The organism is Eubacterium sp. MSJ-13 (assembly GCF_018918235.1).
Classification (GTDB): Bacteria; Bacillota; Clostridia; order Lachnospirales; family Lachnospiraceae; genus Butyribacter.
The window spans coordinates 1-16520 of the sequence record NZ_JAHLQE010000163.1 but is presented as its reverse complement, the minus strand read 5'-3'; the positions used below and the strand labels follow the sequence as shown (position 1 = coordinate 16520).

Below are 16520 nucleotides of genomic sequence, written 5' to 3'. Positions count from 1 at the left end.
CACCCCCACTTATTGCTCTACGCAATAGAAGTGGGGGACTTCCTTGATAGTGTTAAATAACAAAAAATATCAGCATGTTTTCATATACTTTTATGTTTTGCGAAGAAAAAAACAGTACGAAAATATATCCGTACTGTTTTATACTATATAATCAGGCTGCACTAATATCTTCTGCCTTCTTCCTCTTTTCCAAGGAATCTCATAGCACTATGAATATCATCATCACTGTAGGATTTTTTAGCATATATATGAAGTCCATTCTTTCTCCTGCACTCAGGACATACAGCTCCGAAATCTATCGTTTTTCCACATATCTGGCAATGAATCGGTGTAATATGCTCACCTTCTTTATATTGAATCCTTCCTTCCCTAATCCATCTTCGAACCTTTGCAACAGGTATTCCAAAATGTTCTGCGACATCAATTTCCTTTACATCATTTTCCCTGATGTAATCTTTAACCTCCGCAAACAGATTCAAATCCTTACACTCGGGACAAATATCTTCTTTGTACAGTTTATTCAATATGCGTCCACACTGCTTACACTCATGTACATTTCCGTCCAGATTTTTATTACGATCTTTCCTTTCAATCCTCATGTACAGTCCCTCCAATCCATCTAATGTGTATAAAAACACTTCAGATTTCTTTATAAAAAGATAATACCATATAACTTCTAAATTATTTGCCTAAAAATTCTTTACCACCCATATATGGTCTAAGTGCCTCAGGAATACGAACATTTCCATCTGCCTGAAGATTGTTCTCAAGAAATGCGATAAGCATTCTAGGTGGTGCAACAACCGTATTGTTGAGAGTATGTGCAAAATACTTTTCACCATTCTCTCCACGGACACGTATCTGAAGACGACGAGCCTGTGCATCACCGAGATTTGAACAGCTTCCAACCTCAAAATATTTCTTCTGGCGTGGTGACCATGCCTCAACATCAATAGATTTAACCTTAAGGTCTGCTAAATCTCCAGAGCAGCACTCAAGAGTACGAACAGGAATATCAAGACTTCTGAACAAATCAACTGTGTTCTGCCATAACTTATCAAACCACATCTTACTCTCCTCAGGTTTGCACACAACGATCATTTCCTGCTTTTCAAACTGGTGTATACGATAAACTCCACGCTCCTCAATACCGTGTGCACCTTTTTCTTTTCTGAAACAAGGTGAATAACTTGTAAGAGTCTTTGGAAGTTCCTTCTCGTCAACGATAGTGTCAATAAACTTACCTATCATAGAGTGCTCACTTGTTCCGATAAGATAAAGATCTTCACCTTCTATCTTATACATCATTGCATCCATCTCAGCAAAGCTCATAACACCCGTAACCACATTGCTTCTTATCATAAACGGTGGTACACAATATGTGAACCCTCTATCAATCATGAAATCTCTTGCATAAGATATAACTGCTGAGTGAAGTCTTGCGATATCTCCCATAAGGTAATAGAAACCATTTCCGGCAACTTTTCCGGCTGCATCAAGGTCAATACCGTCAAACTTCTCCATTATCTCTGTGTGATAAGGTACTTCAAAGTCAGGAACTACAGGCTCACCAAACTTCTCAATCTCAACATTCTCGCTGTCATCCTTACCAATAGGTACACTTGGATCAATGATGTTTGGAATAACCATCATTCTCTCTTTTACTTTTTCCTGATACTCTTTTTCAAGTTCCTCTAACTCAGCAAGCTTCTCAGCGTTCTTTGAAACCTCTGCCTTCTTTGCCTCAGCTTCTTCTTTCTTTCCCTGTGCCATAAGTGCACCAATCTCTTTAGAGATTGATTTTCTTGAGGCACGAAGCGCATCCGCATCCTGCTTTGCCTGTCTTGACTTAGCGTCAAATTCTATAACCTCATCTACCAATGGAAGTTTGTCATCCTGAAACTTATTTTTAATGTTCTGTTTAACAACATCCGGATTTTCTCTCAGAAATCTTATGTCAATCATTTTTTATCTCCTTTTACTTTTCTTCAATTTAATCATAACTATCATTTTACACATATTGATGTGATATTGCAACTTATGATTTTGCCCTGTTTTCCAGAAAACATTTTTCAAACACATTGCTTCTCACTGCACCATAGTACATATCACCCTCAAACATCTCACAGCCTATCTTCTTTGCAAACTCTTCCTGCATAGGTGTATGTATTCCGCCACATGTAACAGTAAGACCAAGATTTTTTGCCATCTCTACAGTTTTACTTAAAATAATACATTCTTTCTTCGATGTCATATATTTATTAAAATATTCACCGTGGAACTTGATACCCGTCACACTTAATTTTCTGATAGAATGTACTGCAGTGTGGTCTGTTCCAAACCTGCTTATAACAACCTGATATCCTCCCGCACACAATTCCTCTATAGCCATCTCAAGCACCGTAGTCATATCGGCAAGATATCTTTCCTGAATTTCAATGATGACATCAGCCGGTTCAAGACCATTCTGCTTAACAACAATATCATCAATCTTCTTAACAATATTACGACTCGAAAGTTCACTTGCCGTCATCTCGATTGAAAATGGTACTATCTTATTCCCCATCTTCTTCCATGCACCAACGCTGCAGCATACCATGGATAAGGTTGCAAGGGCAAAACTGCTTAATTTTCCACCACGCTCTATAAGTCTCATAAGATCATCAGACTCAAGAACTTGTCCATCTTTTAACTGAACTCTCGGAACAGCTTTACAGCCAACGATATTATCTTTATCATCACAGATTCTAGGCATGTAACATATCTCAATATTATGATTTCTCACCGCATCATGAATCTGATTTATAATATCTTCTTCCTTAAACTGTTCACTCTTAAGATCATCTGTATAAATAGCATAGTGATTACCACGAAGCCCTTTAATACTTCTTCTTGCTATATCCGCCTTTTCAAGCATTTCGAGCAATTCACAGTCTGTTTCCTGAACAAGATAAATACCTGTAGTCGTTCCAAATTCTATATTTACATCTTTCTCCTCTTCACTCGCAACACTTCTTGCCTTGACCATTGATGACATCATCTTCAAAAGATCCTTATGGTGGTCATATTTCAAAAGCACAACAAAATAATCACCATCAACTCTTGAACATACACCATCCCTTGCAAGATTTTCAAGAAGTGTCTTTGAAAACTCCTCCAATATCTTATTGCTTATAGAAAAACCATAATTATGGCTAAACTTTCTAAACTCATTTATATCTGCACATACAAGTGCATAATGTTCATCATCTTTTCTTTTGCTCAATATCTTCTCAGCCGTATTCATAAATGACGCATACGGCATAAGTGATGTTATGTTATCCTCAGCCTTAGCTTGTGCTGACTTCGCCATATTAACAAGTTTATTCTGTTCTGAAATCTCCTCACTCTCTTTATCAAGATCTTTTGAAATTCCATCGACCATATCAACTATTCTGACAACAGTATAAATCTTGTCCGGTTTAGAACCACCATCATCCGAAACTGACACAGCACATATCTCAACATTTCTAAACAGAGCGCTATTATCCCTTATGCGGTAAATATAACGGCTATTTCCAACTTTTTCAATTCTCTCATTTAATCTCTTTTCAAATATCTTCACATCATCAGGATGGAAAAGTTCAAGAATGTCGGGGATATCTTCCGATGTCTGAAGCAATTTTTCTCTTGAAAAAGCCTCACCAAGACTTCCACTCATAGAAAACTTTTTCTCTTTAATATCATATGTCCACATAGTTTCCTTCAGATATTCAGAAACATATTTAAAACGTCTCGCATTCTCCTCAAACTCAGCTTCCATAACCTTTCTTGAGGTAATATCCATGAGAACACAAAGATACACATCATCTTCACTCTCATCATCAATCTTCCTTCCATTGACATACACCCATTTCGTGTGTCCCATCTTGCCGACAAGACGGTGTTCAAATCCTAGAAGTCCATGATTTTCAACAGTTGTACCAAATGTACTCATTACCATTTTCATGTCCGCCGGATGTATTATCCTGTCACAGTAATCTCCGAAATTCATATGAAATTCTGCTCTTGAATAGCCTGAAAGCATAAAATATCCGTCATTTGCATAGAGAATCTTCATATCTTTCATGCGTATCTTGATAACACCGCCCGGAATACTGTTTGCAATAACATCAATCTCATGTTTTGCCTTGAATACATTCTCAACATTATTCTTTGATTTTGTTATATCCTGGCATGAACAGAAAAATTTATTTTCCATCATATGTAAAAGGTTTTTAGCAGAAATAGACAGCCATGCAATAGTGCCGTCTTTTCTCCTTACCCTGCACTCAACCTTAACTATTCCACCTGCCGCAAACTGTCTTGCAATAAGATTTTTAACCTTCTGCTTTTCCTCTGGCAGAATAACAGCCATAAGACTATTATTATATTTTTCTTCAAATTCTTCTTTTGAATACTGTAAGATTGAATAAAATTTTCTGCTGGCGTATGTTATCTCCATATCACCACCTGGTTTAGAGATAAAGAACGCACACTCAGATACATCAATCAGCTTTTCAAAAATTTTTCCATCCATATTAATCCCCCTTTTCAAACCTAAGACAACATCTTGTCTGGCAAATATCTGATTATCATAGATTTAAAATCATCAAGTTTAACCGGTTTAAACAGCCAGTCATTCATTCCTGCATCTTTGTATTCTGCCTCAACACCTGTTATCGCATTTGCAGTAAGTGCAATAATAGGTACATTTTTACAATACTCTGATGACATATTTCTGATATGTTTTGTAGTCTCTATCCCATCCATTTCGGGCATCATATGATCCATAAATATCATATCATACTCCCGCCCTCTGCCAAGAGCCTTTAAAACTGCTGCACCACTTGAAAAGACTTCAGGACTGACACCAAATTCCCTCAACTGCGTCACAGCAACTCTTAAATTCACTTTATTGTCATCAACAACAGCAACTCTCACATCTTTAAGCTTTTCGATAGAAACATCATTTATTTTTTTATGAGTACTGCCAACATCAACTTCGGTTGCACTACTCAATTTTTTTCTAACAATATCTTTCGCAGGTTCATATCCCTCTTTAGCTATATCTGGTTTTTTCTCAAACAAAGCTTTGTAAACCTTAAACAAATCAAAAGGTTTTCTTATGTATAACTGTGGAACATCATTTTCAGAAAATACCGTATAAAATTCAAGTAATGCTATTCTTTCTATATTTCTTAATGCACTTTTTTCAGATAATATTTTTTTCACCCTCTGATAATCATTGTAATTATATACAAAAATCTTATCACTATCCGGATATATATTATACACTTGTCTGCCAATCTCGTCTATGGAATTGACACAAATTGTTCTTAAGTCAAGCTGTTTAAAAATTTCAAGTAACTGATTTCTGCTCTCATAATCATTTTCATATACAAAGACTATTTTATTCTTATATTTTTCCTTTGCCCGCTTTCTAATTTCAATATTTTTTTCTTCGACCACTCTCTGCCTTACTGTTGCCGTAAAACAGCTTCCTACATTGTACTCACTCTGAACCTCTATACTTCCGTTCATCATCTGAACAATATCCTTTGCAAGTGCAAGTCCCAGTCCTGTTCCTTCCCTCTTTCTGTTACGCATGGCATCAACTTGACTGAACTGGTTGAACAATTTGCCCATATCCTCTTTTTTTATGCCGATACCAGTATCACTCACTGCAAAGCTAAGCTCAATAACATCTTTATTTATCTTTCTTGAATCAATATCAAGTTTAATCTTACCCGAATCAGTAAACTTAACGGCATTACTAAGTATATTGACAAGAACCTGGTTTATCTTTGCACAATCCCCATGCAGATAAACAGGAATATCTTTCGACATCGAAACTTCAAATTCAAGTTTCTTATCAAATATCCTCGCAGCTATAACATTCTCTATTCCCTCAATAAATGTATCAAAACGATACTCCACTGGACAAAGTTCCATCTTTCCAGCATCTATCTTTGAAAAATCCAAAACATCATTTATAATCGAAAGCAGGGAATCGGCTGCCGTCTGTATAGTATTAACATACTCATGTTCAAGTTCAGTAAGTTCACACTTGCTTAGAATGTCTGCCATACCGCATATCGCATTCATGGGCGTCCTTATCTCATGTGACATATTTGCAAGAAATGTACTTTTAGCTTTATTGGCTTCCTCAGCAGCCTCACGCGCTTCAATCTCCTTGTGATTTGCCTGCCTGATAAGAATGGGATTTTGCAGAGTCATCTGCATAATCAGACACCCCAATGCACTACTCGCCCCTATAACAACAAGTTCAGGAATAAGCATCTGCACAAACATAGCCGCAAAACTTAAAAACATGAACCAGATAGTCACAAACTTATAACGAAGTTCCAGAATACTATCTTTTGAAAAAGCTTGAAAAATTGCCGCTGCAAAATAATATATGGTACACACTATAAGTACCGGCATGAACGGACCACGCCTATATCCACCGCTTACAGAATAGCTGAATAACGCATCCGTAAAATAATCCGTCCATATCATAACCTGCTCAACAATAGCTGGAACCGCCCACAACAACATCTTTTTTTCAAATTTTTCAATTTCTTTTGCCATAGATGCTATATAAACAAAATACATACATGGCACCAGATGCTGAAATGAATATGCCACCATCTGTCCAAAATAGTTTAAACCCACCATATTAGGAAAGTATCTGATAAGCACCATGCTTGAAAACATATCAGTAACACAGCATGCCAGACAAATTATCAGAAAATACCCATATACCCTTCTCGAAGGTTTGCTACGATCAGCAACCCGGTAATAATATATTATAAGCACTATCAGAACAACTGATGATGCAATGTAAAAATCATAATTCCAATTCATCCAGAGTCTCACCTCACCAAAAAAGTTAAACCCTTTTATCAAGGTCTAAATACCCCATACCCGATTATAATTTTAACATATATATAAAGTTACATCAATGATTCGTATCACCCGTAGATGATAAATTTTTGGTGGTTTACCTGCAAGATAACAGTAACGGCAAGTTTGATATTATCAAACTCCCAACTGACCTGCACACTTGTCTAATAATGCCTCACACCCTTCTTTTACATCCCTGTATGTGTCATCAAAGTTTCCCGTATACCACGGATCAGCAATATCTCTGCCACTACCCGCAAATTCAAGCAAAAGCGACACTTTTCCCTCCGGGTCATCGCCAAAAATACGCATCATGTTCTTATAGTTCCATTTGTCCATTCCTATTATATAGTCAAATTTGTTATAGTCACTCTTTGTGACCTGTGATGCAAAATGAGGCTGCATCGGTATGCCAAGTTCGTTCATCTTGCGAACTGTGCCTCTGTGTGGCGGGTTACCGATTTCTTCTGTGCTGGTTGCTTTTGAGTCGATGAAAAATTCATCGGCAAGACCGGCATGGTTTACCATGTCCTGAAAAACGAATTGTGCCATTGTACTGCGGCAGATGTTGCCGTGGCAAATGAAAAGTATTTTTATCATAGTTTTATTTCTCCTTGATTTGCCCCGGAATGCCCTTGTTTGCAAGGGATTTCGGGAATTTATGAAATGTGTGTATTGGATGACATCTTGGCAAAATAGGGCAAGATGATGCAAGTTATTGCGGGCTGTTAGTAGTAAAGTTGGTAGTAAAATGAGAGGTATTTACTACTAAGAATTTTTATATTTCAACAGGAACATATTCTCTAAATATATCACGCAACTCCTCAGAAGCACTGTCTTTAGACTCAAGCAGCCTTATTACATATTCAATGTAATATTGCTTTTTCCAACCAAACACATTTGGTAAATTAGTAGATGGTAAAAGTCCTTTATTATTTATCACCTTCAAGGCTGCAAGGTAATCTTTGTCATCAATAATTTTCTGTAATTCTTCTCTCACTTTATTATATTCTTCTTGTGGATTCACAATATCTACCACCCCATCTAAAGATGCTTTATACTCTTCTATCGTACTTGTTGGTTGATTACAAATATTATTAATCGTATTTTGACATCTTTTCTTTGCGAATAGTAATGATTGCTCCTCTAAATGTTCCTGCAAAAATTCAATTGTTTTTGCTTTTGTTTGTTCCAATAAATCATCCACATTTTCAATATTTTGTTTTTTTGCAACTAATTCAATAACTTTGGGAATCAAGAACAAGTTTTCTATCTCTGCAACTAATGGAACATATATTTTTTCTTTTAGCAGTGAGCCTATTTCTTCTTCCGTTCTTCTATCCCTGTCAACAATACCTTTTATTGTCTTATAATGAAGCATCGGTAACTTGTTGTATGCTTTTGTAGCTTGTATAACAGATGCACATCCTTCTAATGGCATAATACTATACTTTGGAAATAGTCTAGAATATAATTTTCTATCAATACTTTTATCCTGTGTTCCTTCTACAAATAAAACCCCTTGTCTGTTGCCCAATATTTCAAGTAACAAATCATCTGAAAACTCATTTGAATCTAACAATGCATAATCCCACTTCTGTTTGTCAATCATATTTTTTATCCAAACAATCTGTGTATTATTTCTAGTTCTCGCAAAATCCAAATTATGTGTTATATATAAATATACACAATCCTGTCTCGCAGACTCTATCTCATTCCAAAGCCTTTCTAATATTGAATTATGCAAATGGTTCTCTGGTTCATCTATAATAATTAAAGAATTTTCCTCTGCCGAAACCACCTCTGCAATAAAATGAAATATGGCTCTTTCACCATCACTCATCAAATTTCCGTTGTATGTTTCTGAAATTCCCTTTATACTCTCAACTTCAATTTTACCAGCACATATTTTCAATTTTCTATGTGTTATTACTTTTTCCCATATCTTCTTAATCTTTTCTAATTTTGTTTCGTTATCAAACTCCTAATCACCATCTTTATGCTTCTCTCGATATTCAATACTTTTTTCAAAGTTTTCTGTCATAAGTAACTCCATAAGTGGCTGATAGTCATCTAACATATGAATTTCTGGCTCATTCCCCCATCTACTACTTTTCTTTCCATATCTTTTTAGCCAATCTCTATTATCATTTGTAGTTCCATACAAAAATTTATCTTCTGCTTTCTTTAATTCAGTTGGACTCACATATTCTGGCATATTAAGAGATTTTTGTGCAGAGATTCTATGTATATTTAATTCAGGATTATTCTCATCAATCCATACACTCATTCTAGTTTTTCCAGCTCCATTAGCTCCTAGTAACACAATTGACTGTTTATCTTCAATGTAACATTCTTTATCATCAACATTGGGTATTCTAATTTTCATAATTGTTCCTCCATCTTTTATCAACACCTTATATTACATTTTCATACTTTATTACTTAAGATTCAATTTCCATAATATCATCCAATGTACAATTCAATACACTGCATATCTTCACAAGAACATCAACACGAACATTCTCATTTTTTCCCAAATGCGCCATTGCATTGGTTGTGATTTTTGCCTCTTTTACCAATTGCGTTTTACTCATATGTTTATCAACGAGTAGATGCCAAAGTTTGTCATAACTCACTGTCATAATAATATATCTCCCATTATCAAAACATCTCCTAGTTACATTATCTTATTTTATCATGCCAGTATCAAAAATCAATATTTTTTTGAGAACTTCAAGTTTTATTATGAAAAAGAAAACCATACCTTTGATAGTTTCCTACCAATAGTTATGGTTCTTAAAAACATATATTTCATAGTTATCCGATTTCTCACAAATTATTTTCCATAATTTTCAAATAATTTTCCGGAAATCCAATCAGATTCAAATCAATGTCATCCCTATACTCATCTATCACAGTTTCCACTGTTTGGATCAAAGATTTTTTACTGCTTTCATCTGGAAGTCTTTTCAGTAAAACAAGCGTATATGCAAATAATGAGTTGTTCTTTATCTCCGGATGCTTTCTCAAAAATGATGTTGTAAATTTTGCTGGTGGATTGAAATCCGTGTTATACATCCTTGCTGCATGTGCACATTTATTTCGTAATACTGACAGACAATGAAGATGATTTTCTAATGTATCCTTTCCAACTCCAACCTCACGGGCGATGGCATCTTTCTCTGAATAATACATAGAACTGTATAACTTAGACATATTAGAGAAAGACATTAATTCTACAATAACCCACAACGGCATTCTGCTGGAATATTTTATCTTGTGATGTTTCACAATCAGACTATCTTTATAATAATTTTTCTCCCTGCTGAAATTTTCCATAACTTCCTTGTAACCCTTTTTGTTATAGAAATTATTTTCATCATAATGCTGATCATACGGTGCTTCCGTGCATTTTGCTATTGAAAATCCATATGCTATCTGCGTCCTATAATATACTTCTGCCTTTTCGATATACCGCCGAAATGTATCACGCAATATTTCATCGACTTTATATAAATGATACACCGTTTCAAAAGTAGTTCCTTCAATATAGTCACTACCAGAAGGCTCTTGTCTGAATTGCAAAGCATAACCCGTAAAACGATAATAATTTACTCTTTTTAATATATCTTTTGCTTTTTCTCTATCGGCGACAATCATCCCGTGAGCTATTAACTTATCTAACTGTTCATCAAAGGTCAATGGTTTTTTCAAATCCATAAAATCTCTCCTTAACGTAAAAAAGCTGAGCACACGACTCAGCTTGGTCCCCAATGTCCAAAAGACTTCGGGCAACTCTGTTACATATAGTATATTCAAAACTCAGAAAAATTGCAATAGTTTTTATATTTTTTCCGCATTTTCATCGTTACAAGTTCTACTACATTACCTGTAAGTAGTCCCTTACTACTAAGGAATCCGCCCAACACCTTTGCCTTTATCCCACTTCCAGCCATGAGCCTTAGTAGTCTAAACCGTAGTAATTCCAAGACTTTCCGCCATATTATGCCGTACTCTGCCCCACTCTGCGAAGGTATGCATTATCATAAAACCGGAGTGCCGTGGCAGATGAATAAAACTCTAATCATAAAATTCTCCTATCTCAAAATGCCCTGTAATGCCGAGTTTTGCGTTGTTTTATCGGCTTTTCCGGGCATCGTATTTTTCTTGTTTATAACTACACTTTTTACAAAATACTTCAAAATGGTGCAATCGGGGGCAGTGTGTAGTAGTCAAATCGTAGTCAGTTAAGGGGGTTCAGACTACTGATGGGGTGTTCATTAATAGGAATTATTTTATATTAATGATTGCACATATCTAAGTAACTTTTCCATTAGTACTGTTGTGCTAAACTATAGTTGTAACACACCAACCTAATAAGATATAATATTAGGAAGAAACGAGGTATGTTACAAATGAACCAAAATTATGAACCAGAATTCAAGAAGAAAATTGTTCGTCTTCATCTTGAAGAGGGACGTTCCCTCAAAGGACTTGCAGCTGAGTATGGAGTATCAAAAGCAAGCATATCTAACTGGACAAAACAATTCCGTGAAGAATGCCAAACAAATGAAGAAACCAAAGCCAATTATGATTTCATGAAGGAGAATCTTAAACTGAAAAGACAGCTTGCAGAGCTCCAAAAGGAAAATGACTTCCTAAAATAAAGCCATAGACACCAAAGGTGGCATTGCATTCTTTGCGAAGGAAATCGATTAGAGGCTTATCGATTCATTCAGAAATTCAACAAGAAATTTGGACTTAGATGGCTTCTCAGAAAGTTTAATATATGCCCAAATGCTTATTATAATTATCTTAAAAACCGAAAAGCTGATTATCGTCGTCAGAAAGATGAAATCAAAGACTCTATCCGAAAAATCTATCACTCTCATGGTGGAGTTGATGGTTACAGAACTGTGCATGCATATCTTATTCGTAAAGGGTACGATATTAGCTGTTTAACAATTCACAAATATATGAATACCGAAATGCAGCTGTTCTCAATATCCAGAAAAAAGAAACCTGTGTATGAACATGGTATTGCTCATAAGGTTTATGAAAATAAGCTGAATCAAGATTTTCATGCAAACAAAATGAATCTAAAATGGTGTACTGATTTTACTTATCTATTTTTGACAGATGGTAGCAAGCGTTATAACTGTACAATCATAGATTTACATGATCGAAGTGTTATTGCAAGTATAACAGATAGAAATATAACCGCTGATTTAGCGAAAAGAACGCTTGAAAAAGCGATTCATTCACAGCCTGGAATAGATTTAAGTAAGCTCTTGCTACATTCAGACCAAGGAAGTCAGTACACATCCAAAGAGTTGACAGAATTCTGCGAGGAACTTGGTATCACTCAAAGTATGAGTAAAGCTGGATATCCATATGATAATGCTCCTATGGAAAGATATTTCAATACATTGAAAAATGATCTTATATATCAGCATTATTATCATACAGAAGACGAACTCTACACAGCAGTCGAAGAATTTGCGTATGTGCAATATAACCATGTGCGTCCGCATTCTTATAATAATTACAAAACGCCTTACGAGGCTCGCTACGGAGTTATATAATCCCTGTGGCAAAATATTAGGTCATAGTGTTACAAAAAAGCTTGACCACAACATATCATTTTGATCAAATAGCAGAAACCCCGGTAGTTTTCCATACCGACTTCTGTATAAGAACCAAAGAAAATATATATTATTTCAATATCTATTAGGCTAGAAAGTTTATAAAATCACAGAAAACGGTCACACAAAATGTGTGACCGACTATACACCTATTTAGATATATTACCTGTCTTCTTTGCACGATACAAACTTAAGTACTTTTTATATTTCTTCCTTATTATATTATCATATCACCTTGAACATATTCTGTTTCAAAGGCTTATCATCCGTATTCGAAATTCCCATCTCTTTTCTGGCATTTTCTAATCCTTGCATCTTCTGAAGTTCCTTTTCTGCATCCTCAAGTCCTACATGAGTATACACATTGAGCGTCACAGCTATATCCGAATGTCCCATCAAATACTGCAGTGTTTTAGGATTCATGCCGGACTTTGCCATATTGGAACAATATGTATGTCTGCAAACATGAGGGGTAATATTTGGCATCTGAACCTTATAGATTTCATTGTACCTGCTAACCATATGATTGAATCTGCGTTCCCAATGCATGGCTACAAGTGGCATTCCTTCCTTGTCCAGAAAAAGAAATCCCGTATAACCATCTACCACGTTTTCAACCTTATAATCTGGTCTATCCTCAATAATTGCTCGAAACATCTCTGTCACTTCATTTGTCATTGGAATAACCCTTGTTCCGGCATTGGTTTTTGTTGGCTCAATTACATACTCTCTTTTGGAAATTCTTTGCAGCTGATGATCAATATTGATGGTTCTTTTCTCTAAATCAATATCCCTCATCGTAAGTCCACAAAATTCAGATATTCGCATTCCTGTATTCAAGAATACATACACCACTTCATAATATTTACAATACACCACATCGTCATGCACAAACTTTAGGAATTTTCTCATCTGGTCTTTTGTAATTAACTCTATTGTGACTGTGTCATTTACCAATACTCCGGCAAGCCGGAATCCAAATGGATTCTTTACCATAATGTCATCATCCACTGCCATCTGAAAGACTGGTCACAACACTCCCCGGATGGTATGAATGGAACTGTAGCTTTTTCCATCTCCCTGCTGCACCCTGATAAGGAACAGCTTTGCATCGGAAGTTTTCACACTTCATATCGTCTTTTGCCAAATATTTCCTTCGCAGAATTATTTTCGCTGTAACTACTTTGACGCTCAGAGAGTCACTCAAATTGGCCTAAATATAAAAATACCAATATCCTCGTCTACGACGAGGATATCTTCAATACTTGTATGTAATATTTTGCTTAAAATCAACAAATTGTCTACGCTCGGCAGCGACTTTCCATGAATCCATTTATAAACTGCCTGCGGATTTTCAAATCCCATAGCCCCCTGAACATCCCTTACAGTATATCCATTCTTTTTCAACAATTCATTGATTTTACTTCCGGTCGCTTTTTGTTTAATTGATAAATACACAGGTTCCAAAATTATTCCTCCTAATCTCCAGCTCTATCACCACCTGCCAATATTTCAGAAAGTATGTTTTTCAGATTGCATAGTTTTGTTACTCCAAATTTTCCACACAAAACTCATCTATTATATTCAATATCGTATCATTATAATAAGTCACACCACCATGCGCATAACTTCCCTCCAACTCATAATAATGTGCTCCATGCCCGGTCTCTATAAGTTTTTCATACAAAATTCTGCTGTTTTCAACTGATACCACCGGATCAAATTCACTATGAATGAGCAGGACTGCCGGAAGTTTTATATCCTTTGTTACATACATCCCACATGATGCTTTTCTAGCGATTTCCTCATTTTCCTCTATCTTATCTACGCCTAGCAGTACCGCCGAAGGACGGACATCCATCCATGATGGCAACGGCTCTTTTGCACAAGTCGGTATATCCGTAGATGCACTTTCCAAAATCACTCCTGAAATCTTAGGAAGTTTTTCACACAAACCATGTTCACTAAACAGTACGGACATCATTGCTATATGTCCCCCTGACGAATTTCCCATAAGAAAAATTCGTCCCATATCAATATGAAAAACTTCGGCAACAGACGGAATAAATTTTAATGCATTACATACATCATCAACTTGTGCCGGAAACTGTGCAATATCTGACTCACGATATTCCATTGCCGCCACCACATAACCTCTTTTTGCCAGTTTAGCATAATTCAAAATATCATTATACATTTCCTGCTTATGCCATGCTGAACCTGGAATAAACAAAATTAAAGGATATTTTTCTTCTTTTTTCATTCCATCTTTATATGGAAAGATAATTTGCAAATGTCTTTTACAATTACCATAATTATAATATTCAACATCCTGTGAGTATAACCATCGTAATTTATCAGTTTCATCATCAATTTTAATAATCTTTTTCATTTTCCTCACTCCGATTTATTTCTATTTCCTATCACACTAATCCTATATCTAATCTTTTCTTAGTTGTCATTCTAACTTCTATATTTAAGTAACCACTTATACCGTATCTGTTTCTTTCTTAGATATACTTTATCCCTATTTTCATGTTGTGTCATTAAACCTTTAGTTTAAAGCCACTAAGCCATTTCAACCCTCCGTTCTTTATCAAATATATCTAATTTTCTCAAAACTGATGCATAAATATATTTCCGGTATTTTCATTACAACAATAATTACCTTCAATCAATCTACACTCCATAAATACCTACTTATTCAGCACTCCTTTTTCCCTTTCACCCCAGCCTAACCGCATCCCTCCTTCCCTCTATCTGCATCACAGCCTTAGCCGCCACCTCATAACTATCCCCATTTTTCAGCCACTTGACAACCTGTCCGTCCTGCAATATCAATATATTGGCTTTAGAATGACTCTCAATATTATATTTCTTTGCTGTGGCATCAAAAGTTATCTTGCAGTTGTTTCCTGCTATGCTGTTCATTCCTTTAAGGCTCTTTGCCCCTAATGCATCCATTGCATCACATGTTGTACCGATAGTTACGGATGAACTGCTTCCATCCCTGAGATTCCATGTAAGACCATGATATATTCCACTTCCATTACTTATCACTCCTGTAACTGCTTCACCGGGCTTATTTTTCTGTCCGTCCTTTTTATCATCATTTTCTTTTTTATCGTTGTCTTTGTCTGAACTCTTTTCCTTCTTCGTCTTCTTTTTTGTTTTCTTTTTGCGGCGCGTCTTCCTGCGTGTTTTTTTACGGCGTGAGCCATTTTTATTACTGTTATCATCCACATCATCATTGGCACTGTCATATCTGCTGCGCCTTCTGTCAGGCTGCCTGTATCCGCCGGTTATCCAGCCTGTCATGATAAATATCAATGCTAGTACATTTAATAATGTAAACAGATAAACACCTATCATCAAAAATGGTCTTAACTGTGTAAAAAGCAAAAGTCCAAGTATCATTTCAGCCGATACCACAAATGTAAATAATGTTGGCAAAAACATTGTCTTTTTTCCCTCAGCCATAAATAGCATTATCATTGAAAGGAAACATAATATTATCGGGACAGCTATCGCAGCTCCGCAAAATACCATTATCTTTGCTCCACCTGCCTCATTTATATACAGAATACTTTCTTTTATATTCCCCCATGTATATGGTGATTTAATAACAAAATCGTCAGAAAGTCCCCCTGTTTTAAAATATGTGTAACCTGCTTTTCCTCCTGATTTTAAAACTTCTATTCCCGAAAGTGTCATGTCTCCCGCACCAGCGTTAAATCTACAAAATGGAAGCAGCAGCGAAAGCAGTGCCAATAAAAGCAAAAGTCCTGCTATATTTTTAACCAGTCTGCCATGAGCTCTCATAAAAAATTTCCTCCTTGTTGAAAACATTTAATTATATTTTGGGATAGTGTGCTGTATCATAGTTTATGTCAAGCGGATATTCGCAATCCGCTTTGCTACTTGCTCATAACACTATTAGCTGCT

The 16520-nt window shown here is 35.8% G+C and carries 15 protein-coding genes and 1 pseudogene; 1 reads left to right on the top strand and 15 read right to left on the bottom strand.

Translation table 11 applies throughout. The features are described 5' to 3' along the window. Positions 1–161: 161 nt before the first annotated feature. From KQI69_RS10125 to KQI69_RS10080, 10 genes are all read right to left on the bottom strand, one after another. Positions 162–599, bottom strand: a complete 438-nt coding sequence (locus KQI69_RS10125; protein ID WP_216565262.1) for a helix-turn-helix domain-containing protein — start codon at positions 597–599, stop codon at positions 162–164. Positions 600–681: 82 nt separating this feature from the next. Continuing rightward, positions 682–1965, bottom strand: a complete 1284-nt coding sequence (gene serS, locus KQI69_RS10120; protein WP_216565261.1) for a serine--tRNA ligase — start codon at positions 1963–1965, stop codon at positions 682–684. A gap of 73 nt (positions 1966–2038) precedes the next feature. After that, positions 2039–4558, bottom strand: coding sequence for an EAL domain-containing protein (locus KQI69_RS10115; RefSeq protein WP_216565260.1), 2520 nt, complete (start codon positions 4556–4558; stop codon positions 2039–2041). A 20-nt stretch (positions 4559–4578) separates the two neighbouring features. Continuing rightward, the gene (locus KQI69_RS10110) at positions 4579–6888 is read right to left on the bottom strand and encodes an ATP-binding protein (protein ID WP_216565259.1); all 2310 of its coding nucleotides are present in this window, start codon (positions 6886–6888) and stop codon (positions 4579–4581) included. Positions 6889–7062: 174 nt separating this feature from the next. After that, on the bottom strand, positions 7063–7527 hold the full coding sequence (locus KQI69_RS10105; RefSeq protein ID WP_216565258.1) for a low molecular weight protein-tyrosine-phosphatase: 465 nt from the start codon (positions 7525–7527) through the stop codon (positions 7063–7065). Positions 7528–7705: 178 nt separating this feature from the next. After that, positions 7706–8842 carry a DUF4435 domain-containing protein gene (locus KQI69_RS10100; RefSeq protein ID WP_216565257.1) on the bottom strand — a complete coding sequence of 379 codons (1137 nt, stop codon included), beginning with the start codon at positions 8840–8842 and terminating at the stop codon, positions 7706–7708. Between the two features lie 69 nt (positions 8843–8911). Continuing rightward, positions 8912–9316 (bottom strand): hypothetical protein, encoded by a 405-nt coding sequence (locus tag KQI69_RS10095; protein ID WP_216565256.1) that lies wholly within the window; start codon positions 9314–9316, stop codon positions 8912–8914. Between the two features lie 55 nt (positions 9317–9371). Next, positions 9372–9572 (bottom strand): helix-turn-helix transcriptional regulator, encoded by a 201-nt coding sequence (locus KQI69_RS10090; protein ID WP_216565255.1) that lies wholly within the window; start codon positions 9570–9572, stop codon positions 9372–9374. A gap of 187 nt (positions 9573–9759) precedes the next feature. Next, entirely contained in the window at positions 9760–10650 is an 891-nt protein-coding gene (locus KQI69_RS10085; RefSeq protein ID WP_216565254.1) for an Abi family protein, read from the bottom strand. Positions 10651–10745: 95 nt separating this feature from the next. After that, entirely contained in the window at positions 10746–10919 is a 174-nt protein-coding gene (locus tag KQI69_RS10080; protein ID WP_216565253.1) for a hypothetical protein, read from the bottom strand. 417 nt (positions 10920–11336) lie between these two features. On the opposite strand from KQI69_RS10080, the pseudogene KQI69_RS10075 reads away from it, so the two are divergent. After that, a pseudogene (locus KQI69_RS10075) lies at positions 11337–12515 on the top strand (IS3 family transposase). Positions 12516–12800: 285 nt separating this feature from the next. Here the strand turns inward: KQI69_RS10075 and KQI69_RS10070 are convergent. The 5 genes from KQI69_RS10070 to KQI69_RS10050 form a co-directional block, all read right to left on the bottom strand. Next, entirely contained in the window at positions 12801–13592 is a 792-nt protein-coding gene (locus KQI69_RS10070) for a site-specific integrase (protein WP_371818826.1), read from the bottom strand. Continuing rightward, positions 13579–13722 carry a hypothetical protein gene (locus KQI69_RS10720; protein WP_216565252.1) on the bottom strand — a complete coding sequence of 48 codons (144 nt, stop codon included), beginning with the start codon at positions 13720–13722 and terminating at the stop codon, positions 13579–13581. Before KQI69_RS10720 ends, KQI69_RS10070 begins: the two co-directional genes overlap by 14 nt. A 56-nt stretch (positions 13723–13778) precedes the next feature. Then, a complete protein-coding gene (locus KQI69_RS10060) occupies positions 13779–14033 on the bottom strand; it encodes a helix-turn-helix domain-containing protein (RefSeq protein ID WP_371818829.1) in 255 nt (84 codons plus the stop codon). Between the two features lie 88 nt (positions 14034–14121). Next, a complete protein-coding gene (locus tag KQI69_RS10055) occupies positions 14122–14967 on the bottom strand; it encodes an alpha/beta hydrolase (protein WP_216565250.1) in 846 nt (281 codons plus the stop codon). 332 nt (positions 14968–15299) lie between these two features. After that, the gene (locus KQI69_RS10050) at positions 15300–16397 is read right to left on the bottom strand and encodes a hypothetical protein (RefSeq protein ID WP_216565249.1); all 1098 of its coding nucleotides are present in this window, start codon (positions 16395–16397) and stop codon (positions 15300–15302) included. Between the last annotated feature and the right edge of the window lie 123 nt (positions 16398–16520).